Annotated in this window: 22 protein-coding genes and 1 other annotated feature; of the genes, 9 read left to right on the top strand and 13 right to left on the bottom strand. The window is 50.3% G+C overall.

The features are described 5' to 3' along the window. Positions 1 to 449 precede the first annotated feature (449 nt). The 3 genes from Q0J41_RS01480 to Q0J41_RS01490 form a co-directional block, all read right to left on the bottom strand. Positions 450 to 1070, bottom strand: a complete 621-nt coding sequence (locus Q0J41_RS01480) for a TetR/AcrR family transcriptional regulator (protein WP_296225242.1) — start codon at positions 1068 to 1070, stop codon at positions 450 to 452. Positions 1071 to 1073: 3 nt separating this feature from the next. Beyond that, positions 1074 to 3074 (bottom strand): ABC transporter ATP-binding protein/permease, encoded by a 2001-nt coding sequence (locus tag Q0J41_RS01485; RefSeq protein WP_296225244.1) that lies wholly within the window; start codon positions 3072 to 3074, stop codon positions 1074 to 1076. A 134-nt stretch (positions 3075 to 3208) separates the two neighbouring features. After that, positions 3209 to 3598 carry an iron-sulfur cluster biosynthesis family protein gene (locus Q0J41_RS01490; protein WP_296225246.1) on the bottom strand — a complete coding sequence of 130 codons (390 nt, stop codon included), beginning with the start codon at positions 3596 to 3598 and terminating at the stop codon, positions 3209 to 3211. 160 nt (positions 3599 to 3758) lie between these two features. On the opposite strand from Q0J41_RS01490, the gene Q0J41_RS01495 reads away from it, so the two are divergent. Then, a complete protein-coding gene (locus Q0J41_RS01495; protein WP_296225248.1) occupies positions 3759 to 3983 on the top strand; it encodes a hypothetical protein in 225 nt (74 codons plus the stop codon). A 166-nt stretch (positions 3984 to 4149) separates the two neighbouring features. On the opposite strand, the gene dltD is transcribed toward Q0J41_RS01495, so the two are convergent. From dltD to Q0J41_RS01530, 7 genes are all read right to left on the bottom strand, one after another. Continuing rightward, positions 4150 to 5436 carry a D-alanyl-lipoteichoic acid biosynthesis protein DltD gene (dltD, locus tag Q0J41_RS01500; RefSeq protein WP_296225250.1) on the bottom strand — a complete coding sequence of 429 codons (1287 nt, stop codon included), beginning with the start codon at positions 5434 to 5436 and terminating at the stop codon, positions 4150 to 4152. After that, positions 5426 to 5668 carry a D-alanine--poly(phosphoribitol) ligase subunit DltC gene (gene dltC / locus Q0J41_RS01505; protein WP_035162154.1) on the bottom strand — a complete coding sequence of 81 codons (243 nt, stop codon included), beginning with the start codon at positions 5666 to 5668 and terminating at the stop codon, positions 5426 to 5428. Before dltC ends, dltD begins: the two co-directional genes overlap by 11 nt. Positions 5669 to 5742: 74 nt before the next feature. Then, positions 5743 to 6975, bottom strand: a complete 1233-nt coding sequence (gene dltB, locus Q0J41_RS01510; protein WP_296225258.1) for a D-alanyl-lipoteichoic acid biosynthesis protein DltB — start codon at positions 6973 to 6975, stop codon at positions 5743 to 5745. After that, the gene (gene dltA / locus Q0J41_RS01515) at positions 6972 to 8474 is read right to left on the bottom strand and encodes a D-alanine--poly(phosphoribitol) ligase subunit DltA (protein ID WP_296225260.1); all 1503 of its coding nucleotides are present in this window, start codon (positions 8472 to 8474) and stop codon (positions 6972 to 6974) included. The genes dltB and dltA overlap by 4 nt, the downstream gene beginning before the upstream one ends. Before the next feature lie 15 nt (positions 8475 to 8489). Beyond that, a complete protein-coding gene (locus tag Q0J41_RS01520) occupies positions 8490 to 8639 on the bottom strand; it encodes a teichoic acid D-Ala incorporation-associated protein DltX (protein ID WP_296225263.1) in 150 nt (49 codons plus the stop codon). A 200-nt stretch (positions 8640 to 8839) separates the two neighbouring features. Beyond that, positions 8840 to 9142 carry a hypothetical protein gene (locus Q0J41_RS01525; RefSeq protein ID WP_270448869.1) on the bottom strand — a complete coding sequence of 101 codons (303 nt, stop codon included), beginning with the start codon at positions 9140 to 9142 and terminating at the stop codon, positions 8840 to 8842. Positions 9143 to 9172: 30 nt separating this feature from the next. Continuing rightward, positions 9173 to 10381 (bottom strand): hypothetical protein, encoded by a 1209-nt coding sequence (locus Q0J41_RS01530; RefSeq protein ID WP_296225266.1) that lies wholly within the window; start codon positions 10379 to 10381, stop codon positions 9173 to 9175. A 605-nt stretch (positions 10382 to 10986) separates the two neighbouring features. On the opposite strand from Q0J41_RS01530, the gene cbpB reads away from it, so the two are divergent. The 3 genes from cbpB (at position 10987) to Q0J41_RS01545 (ending at position 14770) form a co-directional block, all read left to right on the top strand. After that, positions 10987 to 11484 carry a cyclic-di-AMP-binding protein CbpB gene (gene cbpB / locus Q0J41_RS01535; protein ID WP_296225268.1) on the top strand — a complete coding sequence of 166 codons (498 nt, stop codon included), beginning with the start codon at positions 10987 to 10989 and terminating at the stop codon, positions 11482 to 11484. 149 nt (positions 11485 to 11633) lie between these two features. After that, positions 11634 to 13448, top strand: coding sequence for a heavy metal translocating P-type ATPase (locus Q0J41_RS01540; protein WP_296225270.1), 1815 nt, complete (start codon positions 11634 to 11636; stop codon positions 13446 to 13448). A 60-nt stretch (positions 13449 to 13508) separates the two neighbouring features. Further along, positions 13509 to 13557, top strand: a sequence feature (sodium ion sensor (DUF1646 type); this cis-regulatory element may regulate processes involved in with the transportation of sodium ions). 52 nt (positions 13558 to 13609) lie between these two features. Continuing rightward, entirely contained in the window at positions 13610 to 14770 is a 1161-nt protein-coding gene (locus Q0J41_RS01545; RefSeq protein WP_296225273.1) for a cation:proton antiporter, read from the top strand. Between the two features lie 100 nt (positions 14771 to 14870). Here Q0J41_RS01545 and Q0J41_RS01550 read toward each other — a convergent pair whose 3' ends face one another. Next, entirely contained in the window at positions 14871 to 15527 is a 657-nt protein-coding gene (locus tag Q0J41_RS01550; protein ID WP_296225275.1) for a type II CAAX endopeptidase family protein, read from the bottom strand. Between the two features lie 91 nt (positions 15528 to 15618). Here Q0J41_RS01550 and Q0J41_RS01555 point away from each other — a divergent pair, with 91 nt between their 5' ends. Together Q0J41_RS01555 and Q0J41_RS01560 are read left to right on the top strand one after the other, a co-directional pair. Beyond that, complete coding sequence (locus Q0J41_RS01555) at positions 15619 to 16719, top strand: YdcF family protein (RefSeq protein WP_296225276.1); 1101 nt, start codon at positions 15619 to 15621, stop codon at positions 16717 to 16719. Positions 16720 to 16924: 205 nt separating this feature from the next. After that, on the top strand, positions 16925 to 18019 hold the full coding sequence (locus tag Q0J41_RS01560) for a BMP family protein (RefSeq protein ID WP_296225277.1): 1095 nt from the start codon (positions 16925 to 16927) through the stop codon (positions 18017 to 18019). A 44-nt stretch (positions 18020 to 18063) separates the two neighbouring features. On the opposite strand, the gene Q0J41_RS01565 is transcribed toward Q0J41_RS01560, so the two are convergent. After that, complete coding sequence (locus tag Q0J41_RS01565; protein ID WP_296225279.1) at positions 18064 to 18498, bottom strand: hypothetical protein; 435 nt, start codon at positions 18496 to 18498, stop codon at positions 18064 to 18066. Positions 18499 to 18648: 150 nt separating this feature from the next. After that, positions 18649 to 19059: a hypothetical protein gene (locus tag Q0J41_RS01570; RefSeq protein WP_366937229.1), complete on the bottom strand. Its 411-nt coding sequence runs from the start codon at positions 19057 to 19059 to the stop codon at positions 18649 to 18651. 45 nt (positions 19060 to 19104) lie between these two features. Here Q0J41_RS01570 and Q0J41_RS01575 point away from each other — a divergent pair, with 45 nt between their 5' ends. The 3 genes from Q0J41_RS01575 to Q0J41_RS01585 all read left to right on the top strand — a co-directional run bounded on the left by Q0J41_RS01575 (position 19105) and on the right by Q0J41_RS01585 (position 21184). Beyond that, complete coding sequence (locus tag Q0J41_RS01575) at positions 19105 to 20145, top strand: protein kinase (RefSeq protein ID WP_296225283.1); 1041 nt, start codon at positions 19105 to 19107, stop codon at positions 20143 to 20145. Between the two features lie 185 nt (positions 20146 to 20330). Beyond that, the gene (locus Q0J41_RS01580; protein WP_296225285.1) at positions 20331 to 20501 is read left to right on the top strand and encodes a hypothetical protein; all 171 of its coding nucleotides are present in this window, start codon (positions 20331 to 20333) and stop codon (positions 20499 to 20501) included. Positions 20502 to 20518: 17 nt separating this feature from the next. Beyond that, the gene (locus Q0J41_RS01585; RefSeq protein WP_296225286.1) at positions 20519 to 21184 is read left to right on the top strand and encodes a hypothetical protein; all 666 of its coding nucleotides are present in this window, start codon (positions 20519 to 20521) and stop codon (positions 21182 to 21184) included. Positions 21185 to 21434 lie beyond the last annotated feature (250 nt).

The following is a 21434-nucleotide window of genomic DNA, read 5'->3' on the forward strand; positions in this document are numbered from 1 at the left end:
TTATTTGTTTGGATCAAACAATGTTTGACCCGCACACTGCGAAACTTTGTTCAGTTTTCAAAGTACCAACTGCGTCTTAGTGACGCAACGTTTTATATCTTACTCGCTTGTTGACTTCTTGTCAACAAGTTTTCAATATTTATTTTTGTCTTGCTTCAAGCACTTGGCTCGTTTCAAGATAAATAATACTTTACCTTCTTTTTATTCTTTCGTCAAATCGGCCATTTTATTCGGTTTATTATGTGAACACACGGCTTCGTTGTCATTTTTGCTTTTTCATTCTTTTGGCTTTTGTTTAATTTTATCTGGCTTAAGCCGGGAGAAGCTGCTGTTTAGTTCGCTTTTAGGTCATTCTTACCGGAAAAATTTTTCAAAAAAATGTTATTTCCTGGTAAAAAAGAAAAACCGCGGACTAAATCCACGGTTTCTGCTCATCTCTTAATTTGGTTTCAGCTCTTTCTAAAACCATTTTCCAGGTAGCTCAAGCGGCGGTCCAGAACTTGGGCCAGCTTGGCCGTGTCGACAGGCCGGCCGGCTTCATAGTCTGCCGCCCCTTCACTGAGGCAGCTGATGAAGGCTAAGAGCAGGCTGTGCAAGAGAAACTCCAAGTCAGTCCGGTCCCGCAAAGCAACCTTAGCGGTCAAAACCTTGATCTCCTGGTCAGACAGGTCGGCCAGCGGGGCTTCTTTCCGCTTAGGCCAGGGCACTTGCTGGGAGTGCAGCATGTCGATCTTCCGGTAGAAGAAGGCCGCGTTTTCCCCATAGAAGATTTCATCCAGCCACTGGGGCAGGATTTTCCTGGCCAGGGCAAAAGGATCATAGCCGCAGGCAGCTAATTCTTTCCGGGCCCCTTCCATCATTCTCTGGCTGATCTGCTTACCCAGGTAAAAGTAGACGTCTTCCTTGTCCGCAAAATATTGGTAAAAGCTCCCCCGGGGAATTCCCGCCGCCTTGATCAAGCGGTTGATGGAAGCTTCATCGAAGCTGTGGGTAAAAAATTCCTCCCGGGCCGCTGCCATAATCCGGTCCTGCTTTTCCTTAGACAGGTTGAAAAAAGTCTGGCTGGGCATTGTTTACTCCTTCCGCAAAGCTTCAACTGGATCCAGCTTGGAAGCGTGGTTGGCTGGCAGGATCCCGGCAATCATGCTGATGACAATACTGATGATCAAACCAGTCAAGGCATATTGCGGGGTTAAGCTGACCACAGCCGCCTTAAAGGCTGACTGAGTAAAGCTGTTGATCCCCTGGGCCAAAAGCCAGGTCAAAGCAATCCCGACAATCCCGGAAGCCAGGCCCAGCAAAAAGGCTTCGCTAGAGAAGATCCGCCGGATGTCCTTGCGCCGGGCACCCAAGGCCTTCATGACCCCGATTTCCTGGGTTCTTTCAACCACGGAAATGTTCAAGACGACCAGGATCATGATGGCTGAAACCAGAAGGGAAACTGCCGCGATAGCCGTCAGCACGTAAGTCAAGACGCTCAAGATGCTGTCAAACATTTCCGTCATCTGCTCTTGCATGGAGCCCGCAAAGCCCTTGTCCTTGGCCGCTTGCTTAATGGAAGAGGTGTACTGCTTGTCCGTTGCCGTCAAGTAGACCACGTTTGCCTTCAAGCTTAGACCGTTATCTTTAAAAATCTGCTTCAGATCGCTGTAAGGCAAAAGCAGGGTGCTGACCTGGCCGGAGCCGGAGGCTTCATAAATCCCGACCACCTTAACCGTCTTTTTGATGGTCTTGGTCCCGATCTGCAAACTTGCCTTGACCTTCTTGCCTAAGATCTTCTTGCTCAAGTTGTCGGCGCTGCCGCTATCGATCATAACCTCGTTCTTGCCAGCCTTAGGCAGGTGGCCCTTCTTGATCTCTGACTTGGCAATTCCGTCGTTGACCGTCTTAAGGTAGATCATGCTAGCCGTCTTCTTACCCAATTTCAGCTGGTTGGTCCCCAGGGAAATCGCGCTGTAGCCCTTCTGCAGCTTTTTAACATGAGAGATCTTCTCCAGCTTCTTTAAGTCCTTCTTGCTAAAAGCTGAAGCGCTACTGGTCCCGGACAAAGAAGCCATGTTGTTTTGCTGCTGCTTGGCCAAAGCCGCCTTATCCCCGGTTTGCTGGGCCTGCATCCCCTGCTGGCGCATCTTCTGGCTGGAAGTCTTCTGGATTTCCGCGACCAAAGGGTTGGAGTAAGTATTCATCTGCCCGCTGACATAAGAGGTAACCCCCTTGCCCAGACTGAGCATGAGGATCACGGACATGATCCCGATCCCCATCCCGGTTGCAACCAGGGCGTTGCGGCCAAACTTGGCCTTCATGTTCTTAAAAGCCAAAGAGATCGCCTTAAAGCGGCTCATCTGCTTGATTTTAACTTCAGTTCTTTGCTCCAGGTGGTGGTCCAGGGGCTTTTGCTCCTGGTCGCTGACGATTTGCCCCTGGTCAATCCGCAGAACCCGGCTGCAGTGGCTGGCTACCTTGTCTGAGTGGGTAACCATTAAGACCAGCTTGCCCGAAGCCGCGATGTCTCTGATCATGTTCAAGATCACGTCAGTCGTGTCCGCGTCCAGGGCCCCGGTTGGTTCATCGGCGATGATCACGTCTGGGTCATTGGCCAGAGCCCGGGCAATGGCCACCCGTTGCTTCTGCCCACCAGACAGTTGGCTGGGCTTCTTGTGCATGTGGTCCTTCAGGCCCACTTGGGTCAAAAGTTCTTCTGCCCGGTCGCGCCGCGTTTTTTTATCGGCGTTGGACAGGGTCATGGCGATTGACACATTGTCGATCAAGTCCAGGTGGGGGATCAAGTTGAAGTTTTGAAAAATAAAACCGATTGATTTCTTATGGTAGTTGACCATTTCCTTTTTGGAAAAATCGCGCAGGTTCTTCCCTTCGTACAAAATGGCCCCTTCAAAGTCAGAGTCCAGGCCACCGATCGTGTTCATCAAGGTCGACTTGCCTGACCCCGATTCCCCGACGATGGCGACCATTTCCCCGGCGTCAAATTTGGCATTGACCCCGCGCAGGGCCTCGTACTGGCCCCCGCCTGGCATCTTGTAGTACTTTTTGACGTCCTTTAATTCAAGTACAGTCATCTACCCAACTCCTTATGTAAAAAATATGACAACTTGTCATATGACATGTTGTCATAATAATCCCCTTCCCAGTTTCTGTCAAGCAAAACAAAAAACATGACCCCGGCAAATTCCGAAGTCATGTTTTTTAACGTTTAGCAGCTGGCGCCGTTTTGAATCTGTTCAGCGGTAAGTTCACTTGGCTCGTAGACGCTGACGCCGACCGCGCTGTCGATCAGGCCGCTGCCGTCGCTCAAGGACAGCATCCCGTACTGTTCCCCGACGCTCAAGCTATCATCTAAGAAGCCCATTTCCGCCTGGCCCGTGTACAAGTCCAAGCCTAAAGCGTTGTCGATCTTGATTTGGTAGTCCGGGTCAGCCTGGTCCAAAGCGACGAACTGGAAGTTGGCCCCGATCGTGCAAGTCCCGCCCTGCAGCGAGTACTTGTTTGACCCGTCATTCAAAGCCAGGAGCAAGACCGCCTTGTCTCCCCGCTTCTTTTGCAAAAATTCCCCAGCTTCTGGGCTGAAAGTCATTTTAACCATATTATTACCTCCCCGTTTAACTTACTTATTTTTTGATAGTTTAATTATAGCAAGTTTTTTTTCAGAAAAAATTGATCCAGATCAATTTTCTTTGCCAAAAGACCAGAAAAAGGCTTAAGAATGTTATAATTTGCCTAAAATCAGTGAGGAGGTGGACCAAATGACTAAAGTCAAATTCAACTTAGATGACGACCTGGCCACCCTGCTTGAAGCCTACGAAGACCAAAGCGGGACAGACAAGGACGACATCATCAACCAGGCCGTCAAACAGCTGCTGGTCAGAAAAATGGGCAAAAAGCGGATCGCCCAGCTGCTCAAGGACAGCGAAGACAGCAGCGACTACCAGCTGGAACAGTTCTTCAGCCGCTACGACTGGCTTGAATAGGCAAACAAAAAGCCCAATTCCACCAACATCGGAATCAGGCTCACACAGTGCGTGCCAAAGCAAACCACATACTGCTTTCGCTACCGGAGAAAACAGCCTAAGCATTTGACACCAGATAGATTATATACTCAAACTGGCTTTCGGACAATCTTTTCGCCCCGAAAGCTTATTTCTTAAATTTTGCCAGGACATCTTTATTCGTTAAAGCGACCGCCGGCAACTTTTTCTTTTCCCGCCAGGCCTGGGTCAAGTAGTAGTCGTTAATCGCGTATTCCGGCTCCGTGTACTTCTGCTCCATAAAAGGCTTGACTGCCTGGTCAACAGCCAGCCAGCCGTTCCAACCCAGGTGAATGGTGTCTTCCATGAAGTACTTCTTCTTGCCGTCCTTGGACAGGTCATAGATGTTGTCAAAGCCCTGGCTGATCAGCTGGTGCTTGATCTTAGTCGTGGCCGTGTTGTACATCTTCTGTGACAAGCCAGTGTACTTCTGCCACTTAGCGTTAACTGGCGGAATAATGAAGAGGACCTGGGTCTTGTCCTTGGCAAACTGGTTCAAGAGCAGCTCGAAGTCTGAGTATTCCGGAGATTCAACATAGTTGAACTTCTTCTGGCTCCCCTTCAGTTTCTTAAGCAGCTTGGCGTTCAAGCGCCTTTTGTAAAAACCAGTCCGGATACCAAAAGGATTCCCCTTAGTATTCTTCTTGGCTTCCTTCTCTGAGGCCTTCTTCAAGCCCTCGTAAGAGTAAGTGTCCGGCAGCTTGGCCCCCTGCTGCTCAATCTTTGGCAGGCGGTCGCGCATCTGCAGGGAAGTAAAAAACTTGTCTTCCGTGGAGTAGGTCTGCCGCCGCCAACGGAGGTAGTAGCGCTCCTTCTTGGAGATCCCCACCCCGGCCGCGATTTCCAGCAGGGCATGGTGGATCACGTGCTCACTCTTCACGCTTGGCATTTGCAAAAGGCGGCGGGCCGCGTAGCGGTCAGCTTCCGTGTCTTTAGCGTTCAAAATAAAGTCGCTGGCATGCAGAGGCGAGTAGTAAAGGCCGAAGGCGTCTGGGTTCTGCCCCTGGGCGGTAAACCATTGCGGTGAAATAATCACCACGGCCTTCTTGCTCGGCGCCTCCTGCATCCCCAGGTACTGGGCCAGAGACTGGCTGCCCGCGCCCCCAAGCAGGAAAGGCATGTAGGAGCGCTTGTACTTGGTGGCCAGGACAGTCGGGTGCATGTTGTCAAAACGCGACAATTCACTTGACCCATAGAAAGGCACGTAGCCCTGCTTATAGGCCTTCTGCCGCATGGCCTTGCCCTTGAAGACCGTCGTAGTCTGCGAAGCGGCTGCCTGGAAGAGGCTGCCCTTTGAAAAGGTCCGCTCCCAAGGCAGGGAGAAGATCCCGATCAGCAAGAGCACCGCGCAGATGACTGGCCCAAAGATCAGCCAAAGTTTTGTCTTATTCTTCATCTTGCAGTTTCTTCACCTGTTCAACCAGCTTGTTCGGGGTGTTCCAGTCATCGCGGTTGAATTCAGAAACCGGAACGGTGATGTCGAAGGTTTCCTGCAGGGTCAAGAGCATCTGCACAGTGGACATGGAGTCCATGATCCCGCTCTCGTAGAGTTCTTGGTCCATGTTGTCTGAGAAGTCTTCACCAGTTGCTTCAGCTAAAATGTCAACGATTTGCTTTTGAATATCCATGATTTTCCTCTTTCTTGTTAAATCTATTTATCTAGATCTTTTTCTGTCTTGTTTTCTGTTGCTTTTTTAAAAAATTACTTGCCCAGCGGCACGTTGAACCACAGGTTGTTCAGGAAGCCTGAGAAGATCAGGAAGCTGAGGCAGACCACGTTGAAGGTCACAAAAATTGCCACCGCTTCGGTGAACTTGTTGTGCTTGACCAGCTTGTGCTTCTTCTTGAAGCGGAGCCAGATGTCGTTGATGATGATGGCCAGGGCGTGGTAGAGACCGTAGACGATATAGTACCAGGTCAAACCGTGCCAGACCGCCATCACCATGAAGTTGACCAGGTAGGCCGCTTGCGAAAGCCGGTTCCGGTTCTTGATCAAGCGCTTCTTCATCGCGAAAAAGGTGAAGCGCATGAAGATGAAGTCTCTGAACCAGAAGGACAGAGTCATGTGCCAGCGGTTCCAGAATTCCTTGATGTTGTGGGCCGCGAAAGGCTTGTTGAAGTTCATCGGCGTGTGGATGCCCATAAAGTAGGAAATCGACACGGCGAAGAGGGAGTAGCCCGCGAAGTCAAAGAACAGGTACATTGAGTAACAGTACATAACCCCTAAGAGCCACCAGGACAGATGCAAAGGATGCATCCGCCCGGCCAGGATGGCCTGCTGCTCAAGGTATGGCAGGCAGTAGGTCCCGAAGAACCAGCCCAGGAGGAACTTGTACAAGAAGCCCTGGAAGAGGTATCTGACCGCGTAAGAGAGGTCCTTGATGTAGTCTTCCCGGCTCGGCGCCTTGTCATAGTCCTTGACGAAGCGGCGGTAGCGGTCGATCGGGCCGCTGGAAATGGTCGGGAAGAACAAGAGGAAGCGGGCATACATTACCGGATCCACCTGCTTGATCGTCCCGTCGCGCAGCTCCATGACCACCTGGACCGTCTTAAAGGTCAGATAGGAAATCCCCAGGAAGCCGAAGTCAATCCCTTGCTTGTGAGGCACGATCGGCCAGATTTTGACCACGGCCAAGGGCAAAATAGCCAGGATCACGGCCAGGCAGAAGACCCAGGTCTTGTTGGCCTTCCCCGTCTTCTTCCGGTAATGCTGGTAGGAAAAAGTCACCAGGAACTGGTAGACGATGTAGCAGATCAAGGTTACCCCCTGCTGCCACTTGTCCGCGTCAAAGATGAGGAAGATGAAAGCCAGGGAGACCAGGGCTTCGTACCACTTGTAGCGCTTGCCGAAGTAAAGGCCGATGATCAAAGGCAAAAGCGCGATCAACAGGTAGACAAAGTACTGCGGGTTTTCATATGGTTGCAGATTTATCACGCCTGGTTAACCTCCTTGATGACCGCCTTGATGTCGACCTTCCCGTTCTGGGAGATCGGCAGGGCGTCTTGGTAAAGGTAGCGCTGCGGGATCATGTACGGCATCACGTCCTTAGTCAAGCCGTCTCTGATCTGCTTGGTAATGGCCCCTTCATCGAACTCGCGGCTGACCCCGTCGTTTAACTCAACCACGGCCACCAATTGCTTGATCGTGTGGTCAGGCTTGTAGATCGGGGCAGCAACCGCGTGGCGGACCAGCGGATTCTGGTTCATGTAGAAGTTGATTTCTTCCAATTCGATCCGGTAGCCGTTGAACTTGATCTGGAAACCGATCCGGCCCTTGTAGAAGAGCAGGTCCCCGTCAAAGTAGCCCACGTCCCCGGTCCGGTAGTGCTGGACGCCGTCTTCCTGGTAAAAGGCTTCTTCAGTCTTTTCCGGGTTGTTGATGTAGGCCTTGGAAACTGACGGGCCGGCGATGATCATTTCCCCGCTCTTGCCGTCGTCACCCTGGCTGAGGTCAATGGTGATTTCCGTGTCTTCCTTGACATAACCGATTGGCAAGCGGTCATATTTTTCCAGAATTTCCGGGGTGATCTCCACTTGGGTAACCGCCACGGTGGCTTCAGTTGGACCGTAGGTGTTGAAAATCCGGCTGTCCGGGAAGCGCTTCTTGAGCATTTCAACTTCCTTGCGGGGCAGTTCTTCCCCGCAGAAGAGGAAGTGACTGAGGCCGGCGTGGTGGGCGGAATCAAAAGTCCGGTCCAGAAAGCACATTTGGGCAAAGGACGGAGTTGACACCCAGACGTTTACGTCGGTTTCCGGCAGAGCCTTGAAGAGCTGGGCAAAGTTTTCCGTCACTTCGTGGGGCAAAACAACCAGTTCTCCGCCGCTCAACAGGGCCGGGTAGATGCTCATGACTGACAGGTCAAATGAGTAAGGGGCCTGGGCCAAAAATCGCGGGTGGTCTGGCAGGTCAAAATCCTTCAGTTCCCAGTCAACGAAGCTGACCAGGTTGTCATGGCTGATCTGGACCCCCTTAGGCTTCCCGGTCGTCCCGGAAGTACAAATGATGTAGAAGTTTTCATCGCCCTTAACGTAGTCTGCTTCGTCTGCTGCCCCCTCTTCCGGAACATCGTCCGGCGTAAGCAGGGTCAAGTCGCCCAAGTCGACTTCCGGCAATTCGCTGATAGCAATCAAGACCGGGGAAGCAGAAACTTCTCTGACCAGGTCGATTCTTTCAGCGTTAGAATAGTCGGCGATTGGCACGTAGCAGTGCCCGCTCTTTACACAACCCAAGAAGCAAGCCAGCATGTCAAAAGTCTGCCCGCCCCAAATCATAACGGGTACCTTGGCCGGCGCCTTTTCCTTTAACAAGGCAGCCCAGCTGTTGGCCCGCTTGAGCAGGTCAGCGTAGGTGTTCTTTTGACCCAGGTAGTCGTAAACTACCAGGTCTGGTTCTCTTTGCGCGATCTCATCGATCGTCTTGACAATATTTCTCATTTCCACTCAACTCTCCTAAAATTCGTTGTAAATAAAGCTGGTTGAACCCAGGCCACAATATTCATACAAATAAACCAAGCCTAATAAAATCAAGCTGTAAAGCAAGGTTCGCAGGATAAAGGACCGGATAACCTTCCCCCGGCTGGCTGGTGTCTTGTTTTCCATCAAGCTCATCTCCTCTTCTTTTCACCAGAGTCTGCTATCCCAACAGAATGAAACAACACAACTTACTTTTTGATTACAGTCAACTGTAACACATAATTCATATTTCGTTCACAGCTTCTCATTTTTTTACTCTTTCTTAAAATATTAAAAAAGCGCAAAAATTACTTTTATTATACATTTTTTTGTCACTTTTGTAAAAGCTACTTCAATCCGGCCTTGCGCTCCTGGCTGTAGCAGAACAAAAGCGGGATTGAAGGCAGAAAGCCGACAAAGAACATGGCGATCAAGCTCATCCGCAAAACGTAGCTTGGTGAATGCCATCTGTCCAGCTTGGCGGTCGCCAGCACGTAGGCCGCGTACAAAACGACCAGGGCCAGGCCCCACAAGAAGCTGGCGTAATGGGTGACCTGGTAGAGGTAGAGCAGGCCGCTGGCCGGGATCAAGCAGGACCAGCCGGAAATCTGCACGTCGATGATGATTTTCTTAGCAAGTTGACTATCCATTTTTTATCGTTTCCTTATAGTTGCTATCTGTTAATTATTGTCCAGCAGGGCGTTGATATTGACCGACAGGGTCCGGTCCATAACCGTGATGTCCTGGCGGGCATACTGGCTGGAGGCCGATTCAAAGAGGCAGAGCAGCTGGCCCTTGTAAACCGTGATCTGCTCTAAGTACGGTGGCATCCTGACCACTTGCTCGGCATTTGACTCGTCAAGGTTGTTCACGGCCGTGATCGGGAAAATGTAGAGCTTGGAATCCTTGCTCCCATATGACTGGCTGAGAAAGATCTTGTCCCCGTAGATGGCCAGGCCCTGGATCTGCTTGTTCATGCTGGTCGTCCCGTCCGGGTCAGACCAGGAAACAGACTCGTTGATGCTGGAAATCTCGCTGGTGGTAATAGTATTTTTATACTGGCCAGACCGGGCAAGCTTGTAGCTGGCAACCTTGCCGTAACCATTTTCATTGAAGTAGCCCACAAAGAGCTGGTCATCGTAATAAGTCAAGGCTGAGGCCTTGGCGATCGAGTTGATCGGAATCTCATGGTCATAAACTAGCTGGTCGCTGGTCTTGGCGCTGGCCACGTATTCGATCAATTTGGCCAAGGAGAAGGACATCAAGGCTGACTGCCCATCCTTTGACCCGGTCAGCCAGATCTGCATCCCCTTAGGGTCGTAGGCAATCCCGCCCAGGTGCTGGCGGCCGGGCAAGCGGACCGTTTTCAAAAATTTCCCCGTCTTTTTGTCCAAAACATAAATGACCGAGGCATGCCGGTGCTGACCGTCATAGGCCGTAATCAAAAGGTAATTGTAGACCACAGCGATCCCCTGGGGGGTCATGGCGCTGGCTGAAGTAATCTTTTTCGCCTGGTAGTCATAACTCCGCGTTGAGATGAGGCCCGGGATGACCACGTCCTGGCCCACCGTCGTCCTTTTCGGGGCCTGGTAGGCGGCCTGGTAGACGAAGCTGTAGTTGTCCCGGATCGCCTTCCGGTAGGCCGTCAAATTGTGCCAGACCGGGCTGGTGCTGGTTCCGTCTTTTGCCTTGGTCAGCTTGGGCCGGGCCGCCAGCATGGCCTGCTTCATCTGCCACTGCCTGTAAGCCGGATAGGCCCAGTAGTAGCCCCAAGCTGCCAGACCCGCCAGCAGGATCAGGTTAAAAATCAGCAGGCGCAGCTTCCGGTAAAAGTGGTGCTTCTTCCGGCTGACTAGTTTTTTTCTGCTTTTTCTGTCTTTTTTGCCCATTGGTCCTCCTTTCAGCCTTTTTTCTGCAATTTTTTCCACCAAAAAAGAAAATTCCCTTCTATCTTAACAAGCCTAGCCAGGGACGAAGCAATTTTTTGAGCTTTTTTGAGCTTTTTTGAGCTTTTTCGCTAAATGTCATACTTTGTTCACATTTACAGTATAATATAATGACTGTAGCAAGCGAGAGTTTGTTACTACACTCAACTTTTTGTTTTTCATTCATACTCCTCCAAAGTAAATGAAAAATATCGACTGACTCCATAGTCGATTCATATCTATCCCTTTCGGCTCACGTGCGTTGCGTGAGCTTTTTTTGTTGCCTAAGGTTTTCGGTCTTTATAGATCCGCAAGCAATTCTTTACTCTTTGTTAAGGAATTCCAAACCCTTTATTGAGAATTACCCTGTATGATAAACAATGTAACGAGCTGGTAGAACTCGTTACAAATACTCCCACTTTTTTATTTCATTCATTCTTACTCCTCCAAAGTAGATGAAAACCAATTAGGCCTGCGCGAGCAGGCCTTTTTCTTTTTCCCAAATAGTTTTATACTTAAATTATGTCAAAACAAAAACTAGCATAGAAAAAATATAAGGAATTAGGTTGATGATTTCAGCAGCTATTCAACGCGTTCTCGCGGAAAAGTCCGGCTCCTTTTTGATCCCGGCCAGCAAGATTGCCATCGTTGAAGAAGACAATCCCCTTTACCATGCCTTCTTGATCTTAACTAAGGTCAAGTACGCCAAGATTCCCGTCTTGAACAATAAGGGCCAGATCACCGGCCTCTTAAGCCTGGCCATGATCACCGACAAGATGCTGGACCTGGATGGCATTTCCGTTAATCCTTTAAGCAAGTACAAGGTCAAGGATGTCATGGAGACCGACTTCGTTTCCATCAACTTTACGGAAAAAGACATCGAGACCCAGCTCCACCTGCTCGTTGACAACAACTTCCTCCCCGTTGTCGACGACCAGGGGGTCTTTCAAGGAATGATCACCCGGCGGGAATGGTTCAAGGCCTTCAACTACCTGGCCCATACTTTTGACGACCACTATGTCACGGTTGACAAAAAGCAGGTCCTCAAATTAGAAGCCGAGAATTAACAATACAATCATAAGCATTTTCAGTGTAAGAAATCCAATTTGTGCTAAAATATATCTAAAAAGATAATATATCTAATTAGACATATCGCCTTTTTAGATAAAAAAGTGTGTGTCCACACTCCTTGCTTTTACTATTAGGAGGAATAATCATGAAACGCCAATGGAAATTCATTGTCGTCCTGGTTCTCGGGGCGATTGGGCTGATCACTGACAATGTCCTGCACATTCCGGGAATCGCGGAGGTCTTGTTCGACATTGCTGGTGTCTACATCAGCATTTCCTTAGCCAAGGAAATGTTTGGGGACTTGAAAGAAGGGCACTGGGGCATCGACGTCCTGGCCCTGATCGCGGTCATCTCCATGATGATTACCCGGGACTACTGGGCTGAATGGATGATCCTGGTCATGTCTACTGGTGGCGAAAGCCTGGAAGACTACGCGACCGGCCAGGCCAACCGGGAACTGCGGGCCCTTTTGGACAAGAACCCGCGGGTAGCCGGCAAGCTGGTTGACGGCAAGGTGGTTGAAGTCAAGGTTGACGACCTGCAGATCGGTGACCAGGTTTTGATCAAGCCGGGCCAGCAAGTGCCAGTCAACGGGACCATCATTGAAGGCAGCTCTGCCTTTGACCAGTCATCTTTGACCGGGGAATCAGTTCCGGTTGACAAGACAGTCGGCGACGAATTGATGTCTGGTTCCCTTAACGGGGAAACTGCTGTGACGATGGAAGTCAAGAAGCTGGCCAAGGACTCTGAATACCAGTCCATCGTTGAACTGGTTAAGTCTTCAGCTGCCCAGCCGGCCAAGTTCGTCAAGATGGCGGACCGCTATGCCGTGCCATTTACCATTATTTCCTTAATCATCGGTATTGCTGCCTGGGTAACGACCGGGGACTTCACCCGCTTCGCGGAAGTCATGGTCGTTGCATCCCCATGTCCGCTTTTGATCGCCGCGCCAGTTGCCTTGGTAGCGGGGATGAGCTCCATGTCCAAGCACCACATCATCGTCAAGTCCGGTCCAACCTTGGAACAATTAGCCAAGGCCAAGACTTTTGCCTTCGACAAGACTGGTACCTTGACCCAGAACCATCTGGTCATCCAAGACGTTCTGCCGGAAAACGGCTTTAGCAAGGAAACCATCCAAAGCTACGCGGCCAGCCTGGAACAGCAATCCAGCCACATTATCGCTAGCTCCCTGGTTCAAGGGACGGACAAGTCCATGATCCAAGCCGTAAGCAAGCTGCAGGAATCAACCGGTAACGGGGTCAGCGGGACTGTTGACGGCAAGAGCGTTATGGTCGGCAAGCTTTCTTACGTGGCACCAGATGCCAAGGTAGCCAAGGCCAAGACTACTGCTGTCTACGTTTCAATTGACGGCAAGTACGCCGGCTGCATCACCTTCAAGGACGAGCTGCGGCCAGAAACTCCGCAAACTTTGGCCCGTCTGCGCAAGCAAGGCGCAAAGCACATTATGATGCTGACCGGGGACAACAAGGACGTTGCCCAGGCGATTGCTGACGTGGCCGGCGTCGATGACGTCCGGGCCAGCCTTTTGCCAGCCCAGAAGATCGAAGCCATCAAGAACGTAGCTCCTGAAAACCGCCCAGTCGTCATGACCGGGGACGGGATCAACGACGCGCCAAGCTTGACGGCTGCTGACGTCGGCATTGCCATGGGGGCCAAGGGTGCTACTGCGGCCAGCGAAAGTGCCGACGCGGTCATCATGGTCAACGACTTGAGCAAGATCAACGATGCCGTGGCGATTGCCAAGCACACCATGAAGGTGGCTGAAATCGACGTTATCACTGCCATCGTGGTCGTTATCCTTTTGGAACTGGTGGCCTTCACTGGTCTTATTCCGGCCTTCTGGGGCGCTGTTTTGCAGGAAGTGGTCGACATGATCACCATCTGCCTGGCCCTTTTGGCTAAGACCGAACCGAAGAATCCAAAACAGACCGGTTTATAACATTTGTCTTTTCTCCAATTTCTTGCTAAAGTATTATTAGCTAACATAACATTTTTCAGAGGTTGGAGTTTCAAAACTTTCAAGAATTTGCTTCTTTGGGTCAAGAAGCTTTTTCTTGGGAGTTTTTTGCTTTCCAGCCCTTCTTTGAAACGGAGGTCAATATGGAATTTATTGGACAACTGATACTGGTCTTGCTAATGACGACCCTGCTGGGGCAAGTCTTTGCCCGCTTCAACTGGCCCCCAGTCATTGGGCAGCTCTTATCGGGGATCCTGCTGGGACCGGCTCTTTTGGGCTGGATTCACCCTAACGAAACGATGACCCTCTTCTCCGACATCGGGGTTATCATGTTGATGTTTTTAGCTGGGATGGAGAGCGACCTGGACCTACTGAAGAAGTACTTTAAGATCAGCTTCACAGTAGCCACGGTCGGCGTTATTCTACCTATCCTCTTTGTCGGCGGGGCCTCCTTGCTCTTCAAGATGCAGTTCCTGGAAGCCCTCTTCATCGGGATCGTTTTCGCGGCTACCAGCGTCTCCATTTCCGTGGAAGTCCTGCGGGCAACCGGGAAACTCCAGACCAAGGCCGGAACAGCGATTTTGGGGGCAGCGGTGGTCGACGATATTTTGGCGGTGATCGTCCTCAGCCTCTTCACCACCTTCAGCCATGAAGGCGGCAAGTCGGGCTTGACCAACAACTTTTTCTTGAACCTGCTCTTTGAAGCCCTCTACTTCGTCTTCGTCTGGCTGGTTTACAAGTTCATCGCGCCGAAGTTCATGCAGCTGGCGGAAAAAATCAATGTCAGCTACTCCGTGGTCATCGCTTCTTTGATCCTGTCTTTGGGCATGGCTTACATCGCTGAATTAGTCGGCTTGAGTGCCGTGGTCGGGGCCTTCTTCGGCGGCCTGGCCATCCGGCAGACCAAGCAGGAAGCTGAAGTCAATTCCTCGGTCTCCGCGATCGGTTACTCAGTCTTCATTCCAACCTTCTTCGTCAACATTGGTCTGTCGATGACTTTTGCCTCCATTGGCCAGGACTTCCTCTTCATCGTGGTTATGACCATCCTGGGCGTTCTGTCCAAGTACTGGGCCGGCAAATACTCTTCAGAAGCCTTCGGCCTTAAGCCCCTGGAAGGCAGCATCGTCGGGGCCGGGATGGTTTCCCGGGGAGAAGTGGCCTTGATCGTGGCCCAGATTGGGATTGCCCACCACCTTTTCCCAAAGGACATTTACTCCAGCTTGATTCTGGTTATCATCTTGACAACGGTTCTCTCACCAATCATGCTCAACCACTACATCAGAAAAGACGAAGCGCAAAAATAAAAAGCAGCGAAGCTAAGCTTCGCTGCTTTTCGTATATCCAAACAGATTTCTCTTTTTCTCTTTTTGTTGTATTCTTGTTTTCTTGTTTTTTCCTTTTAGCCTAACCAAACAGGCTGAGCATGTTCCACATGATGTGGGTGGCCATGGAGTAGCGCAGGTCCTTGGTGGTCATGTAGACCCAGGCCAGGACTGACCCCATCATCCAGTAAACCAGGAGATATGGTGACCAGAAGGGATTGTGGGCAAAGGCAAAGAAGAAACCGGAAACCAGGATCCCCGCCCACTTGGCGACCTTGCCGGCATGGTTGAAGAGGAGGTTGAAGAACATCCCTCTGAAGATGATTTCCTCCATGACCGGGGCAACCAGGACCACCATAATGTTATAGGTCGGACCCGCCGTTTGCTGGAGGTCGTCCAGGTTCTGCTGGTTGACTGAGACCCCGCCGCCGATCAGGTTCATCAAGAGGATGTAGAGCAGCTGCATCAAGAAGAAGCCCCCGACTGAGGTAGCCAGCTTCCGCCAATCCCAGTGGAAGTCCTGGCTGAAGCCCCAGTCATTGTCATCATCCAGCTGCCCCTTATAGAGCCAGAAGCTGAACCAGAAGACCAAGACGGTCGAGAGGGCTAGGATGAAGGCCTCAGCCGACCCGAAGCCAAAGATGTCCGGGTAGAAGTAAAACTCCTGCAGGGTCGTGTACAGAGCGAACACGATTGCGATTTCGATCAGGTAAAAGAGATAATGCCCAATTTTTTTCACGTTTGTCACCTTGTTGTCTCAAAAAAATTCTTATCCTCTATTATAATAAAGTTTGACCAATTTTCTAAACGATATGGATGAGGACCTAAAAATGCCATCAAGATTAAACACACTGCTCTTTCTATTCAGCCAGAACCGGGCTTTCAGCTACTTCACCATTTTGGTGGCAATCGCCGCGGTAACCTTTATTTTCTCCTGGCTAAGCGACCCGCGCCGCTTGATTAACGGGGTCTTTTTCACCTTTTTCATCGCTTCTTTGGGCGCCTGGTTCACCTTCCTGGTCTACGCCACCAAGCTGCCCAGCTTCCGCCGGGTCTACCTCTGGGTCCTGGCAATCCTGGCGATGACCGTGGCCATTATCGTCTCCTTCTCCTGGATCCTGCTTTTATGGAACTCCTACGTGGTCTTAAAGCATGAGAGCCATACCCTGCCCAACCTGCTGACCTTGATCCTGGCAGTGGCCATGCTGGGCCTCTGGGTCTTCATTTTCATCGGCCACTTCACCCGCAGCACGCCGACGGGCCTGCGCCTCATCCTGGACATTTTCCCGACGGTCGCGGTCTACCTGGCAGCCGTCATGTACAACTTCCTGGTCAACCTTCTGCTCTACCAGATCGTCCCCCGCCGCTACCAGCAGAACTACCTGATCGTTTTGGGAGCAGGCCTGATCCATGGAGACCAGATTTCCAACATCCAGGCGGCCAGAATCAACCGGGCCATCCAGTTTGCCTACCACCAGCAGGAAAAGGGCCAGCCCTTGCCCAAGTTCATCATGTCCGGGGGCCAGGGGCCAAATGAAAAAATCTCTGAAGCGGCAGCCATGGCCGCTTACGCTATCAAGCGGGGAGTCCCGAAGGAACTGATCCTGCTGGAAGACCAGTCCAGAAATACCGAGCAGAACATGGAATTTTCCCAGATCGTGGCTTACAACGATTATGGCAATGACAACTTCAAGGCCTGCTTCTTTACCAGCAACTACCATGTCTTCCGGTCAGCCATCTTTGCTAAAAAGGCGGGGCTGGACGCTAACGGGATCGGCTCTTACACCCGCCCTTACTACCTGCCCAACGCGGTTTTGCGGGAATTCGCCGGCATGTTCGTCATGAATCGTCTCCGCCACTTCACCGTGATAGCCTTGATCGTGGCCGGCTACATCGCCTTGGCAATTTGCAAACTGCTAAATGTCTTTTAACTTTTTAAAAATTACCTGGAAAAATCCGGGTAATTTTTTATTTTCTCTAGTATGTCCCTCCCGCTTAGAGCCATATATCTTGAGGGCATTTTGGCAAAAATAGGAATCCCGTCAAATCAACACTTTATCTTGTGGGCGTCCTTTTGACACGACTACCAAATATTGATAAGATCGTAATCGTGTTAATTTTAAGGGGGATTTTATCGTGAAGAAAATCAAATTCAAGCAAGTTTTGGCTACTGGAACTGTGTTGGCAGCGGGGATTGCTTTGACAGCCTGCTCAGGGGCCAAGCAAAACGGCGGCGGCTCCAACAAGAAGAGCTCAGCCAGCGTGGCCTTGATCACTGACATTGCCGGGGTTGACGACCACTCCTTCAACCAGTCCGGCTGGGAAGGGATGGTGGCTTACGGCAAGTCCCAAGGCTTAGAGCGGGGGACCAACGGTTACCAATACTTTGCTTCCAGTTCAGCTTCTGACTTCACGCCAAACATCAACCAGGCGGTAGCAGCTGGCTACAAGACGATTTTTGGCGTTGGCTACTCACTTAAGGGCGCGATTGCTTCAGCAGCCAAGAAGCACACTGACAAGAACTTCGTCATTATCGACGACGTGATCAAGGGGCAAAAGAACGTGACTTCCGCCAACTTTAAGTCTCAAGATGCTTCTTACATGGCCGGGGTAATTGCGGCCCGGACCACCAAGACCAACGTGGTTGGCTTCATTGGCGGGGTTCACGGGGACATCGTCGACTTATTTGATGCAGGTTTCACCAAGGGCGTGCAGGACACGGCCAAGAAGATGGGCAAGAAGATCACGGTTTTGAACCAATACGTCGGCTCATTTACGGCCGCTGACAAGGAAAAGTCAATTGCCAAGGCCATGTTTGCCAAGAAGGCGGACGTGATCTTCCACGCTTCCGGTTCAGCCGGCCAAGGCTTGTTCAGTGAAGCCAAGTCAGTCAACCAAGAACTGACTGCTAACTCCAGCAAGAAGGTCTGGGTCATCGGGGTTGACTCTGACCAGTCCAGCCTGGGCAAGTACAAGTCCAAGGACGGCAAAAAGTCCAACCTCTGCTTGACTAGCGTGATGACCGGGGTCAACGTGGCCGTTAAGGACATCGCTACCAAGGCAGCCAAGGGCAAGTTCCCAGGCGGCAAGCAGCTGGTTTACGGCTTGAAGCACAACGGGGTCTACTTGACCCGGGGCTACGTGGCTGACTCAGTTTGGAAGCAGGCCCAAACTGCCCGCAGCCAGATTCTGGCCGGCAAGGTTTCAGTACCAAGCCACCCAAGCAAGTAAGCAAACAAAAATCTCTGAGTTTTAGCTCAGAGATTTTTTGCGTATCAGGCGTTTTTCTCGTTTTTAACTGCCCAAGAGACCAAGACCAGGCCAGCGAGAAACATTGCCTCTGGCAACAGCAGGCTGGACAAGTTAAAAGCAGCATCCCGCAAAAAGTAGAAGGCGAGCAAGGCACTGATGATCAAGACATCCGCGAAATCGCGCCAATCTTCGCTGGTGAAAGCTTGCCGGTCCTTTTTGACAAACATCATGACCAGGCCAGCAAGGCCCAGCAGCAAATAGAGAACCGCGATCACGAAAAGTACCAGCGCCGTTTCAAATTCATTTCTGACCAGTATCCCTTCAACTAGGAGCAGACTCCCGCTTGCCAGAAAAATTACCGCTAATTTCTGCCAGCTAAAAGTCACCGGCAGCTGCTTAAAGCCGCTCAGCAGCATCCCGCCGCCAATCAACAAATTTACTAAAAACAAGTAGTTCATTTCTTTCCTCCATCTTTTACTTCAAAATGTGCAAAGAATATTGACAGGAAAAATTGAAGTCCAGATAAATTCTATTCTTACGGTGCTTATTATTATAAGCAACAAGGCTTGATTCAGCATGACTGAATCTGTTTGCCACATCTTACCCCCTTACTCCTCCTCGTTCAAGCTCTGGTAGCCATATTGGACCAGCTGCTGGTCAGTATCGATCACTGACATCCCCCGGACCAGGCAATAGATCAGAACTGCATCCCGCTTCACATTGGCATAAAGCGCCCCGTTGTCGCTCAAAGACAAGAGACGGTTAGTCTCTTTCAATGATAGCTTCAAGCTAATGGCCAGGGCCAGAACCTTGTTCCTTGCCGGCAGGCGCCGCCCTTTCAAGATCTGATAGCCATAGCTGCGCTCAATCGCGGCCTCATTAAACAGGTCACTCTTCTTGACCCCCTTGTTTTCGATCAGCTTGTTCAAGTAGCCGGCAAAATTGTAATCAGCCACTTGATCTAGTACATTAGAAATACGATCTGCTTTCAAAGCAGCGAGCAATTTCTCAGTTTCCATTTTTACCCCCATTGTTACCATTATGGCAGAAAGATTTTATATAAGATGAAGCAAGGAAAAATAAGCGATTACGTTAATCCTGTCCCCATTAAGATAACGGACGACAAGGCAATTTTCAAAGTTGAGAAGCTGGTCCCGACGCCTTACATCGAGCGGGTCCTTCCTTTAGAATACGCCCCTTTATATGAACAGCTGGCCCAGCTGGACACTGCAATTCCCAAGATTGTCTGCCTGGAAAAAAGCGACCGCCTGACCGTCGTTGAAGAATACATCGACTCTCCCCGTCTCGACCAGTACTTAGAGACCCATAAGCTCACTTCTGCCCAGATCCACGACCTGATCTGCCAGCTGCTGGACGTCCTCACGGTTCTGCACCAGCAGACGCCGCCAATTATTCACCGGGACATCAAGCCGGAGAATATTTTTTACGATGGCCAAAAGCTGATCCTGGCTGACTTTGATATTGCCCGGAATACGCAAGAAGAGGCCGACCGCGACACCCATATCCTGGGGTCACTAGGCTACGCGGCTCCAGAGCAGTTTGGCTTCAGCCAGAGCGGGCCAGCCAGCGACTTCTACGCGGTCGGGGTCTTGATGAACGTCCTTTACACCGGCTGCCTGCCCAGCGTCCGCCTTTATCAAGGACCAGAACGGGAAATCATTGAAAAAGCCACCCATATCAACAGCCAGAAACGCTACCAAAGCGCTCAGGAATTCAAGGATGCAATCACTGGCTTAGGCCGGTCCAGCTGGCGCCTGCCAGGTTTTCGCAGCCATCAGCCCGCCCGCATGCTTACAGCGGGCTGCGGCTACCTATTGATGCTGTTTAGTTCTTTTAATATGGAAGCCAAGGGTGACTCAGCAGTCGACCTTTTTCTGCTTAGGCTATCTTTTTTCATGATTCTTTTCATGATCGTCCTGTTTGCCTGCAACTACCGCAATATCAAGAGCATGTGCCTTTTCCATTCATCCAAGTCCAAATTTACCCGGGCCTGCGGGATCATCATCAGCTACCTGCTTGTGGCCACGGTTTTGACCACGGCTTTAGCCGCCTTATCGGTAGCGATTTCATCTTTTAGCCATTAGTGGGCTGCCTGCCCACCAATCCTTCTCTTTAAGAGTCTACACTTAAATTGGATGCTGACCCATGCAAGATGGGAATTTTTTAGCTGATAATTCTGCTTGAGCCGCTTTAGGCAAAAATGGAATGTGTGCAAGCAGACTTTCAACTTTCAGCATTAATTAAGTCACTTGGTTAAGGAGAGGATAAGATGAAAGCAGTTGGAATTCTGTTAATCATTTTAGGGGTTATTGGTATTGCCATTGGGCTAATGATGTTCGGTGATATCGGCGTAGCATGTATTGTCGGCGCTCTTGCCGCCCTACTGTCGGGATTCGGCTTCTTAAGCGTTAACAACAAACTGAATAGTTCTGAGTCTTAGAGCCGGGGGATCTTGCCATGAAGTCCAATAAAAAGCCATTTTACAAACAATGGTGGGCTGTAACCATCGCCTTCATTTTCGTATTTTTTGTTGGCTACATCTTCGGCTCTGCCGCTTCTTCGAGCGACGACTCCAATGACGAAGCCTCTGTAGCCCGTTCATCAAATAGTTCTTCCAAGAGCACTACTGACGACAAGTCTTCTGGGAAAAACAATGCTAAGAAAACTCTGACTGTCAGCTATAAAAATTACGAAATTTCTTCAGAAAAGACCTTTAAACCGAACTATACGAATAACAGTTGGGCTGGCGGCAGTGTATCTGTCGACAGCATAACTTTGTACAAGACAGCCAAGGCTTACAATTATGATAGTGCCAACGATGGCAAATTCACTATTCAAGGTTTCATGCAGATTCATTACGTAATTAAGACCAAAGCTGATGTTTCAGTTTACCCGACTCAAGGAACATATATCTACTCCAATGGTGAACAGCACGGAGCAGATTCCACTGAAAGTTGGGATGGCGATATCTCAAAGAACGTAACAAAGCAAGGAACAGTAACTGTCCCAGTCGAAAAGATTTCAAACGTCAACAGTGTCCGCGTAAAATTTGACGCGAGTGGCCAAGACTTTAGTGATGATTCTTTAGACCACGATTTTGACTTTACTATCACTTTGTCCTAACAGACAGCTTGATTTTTTTAGAAATTTGGTTGGCGAAGCAAAGACTTCCGCCAAAAAGTTGCAGCTGCAGTACAAGACCTCAATTTGGAACGACAATGTTAGAGAATATTGGGTCAAATCATATCAAATTGTGTCATTTGATATGATTTTGCCGAGTGTCTGCTTTAACAGCTTTAATATCTAGACCGACCTTTTTCAAGCAATACCTAGCAAGTAAGTATCACAAACGCTCCCTTGATATGGTTTTCAA

The organism is uncultured Lactobacillus sp., from assembly GCF_944327175.1.
Lineage (GTDB): Bacteria > Bacillota > Bacilli > Lactobacillales > Lactobacillaceae > Lactobacillus.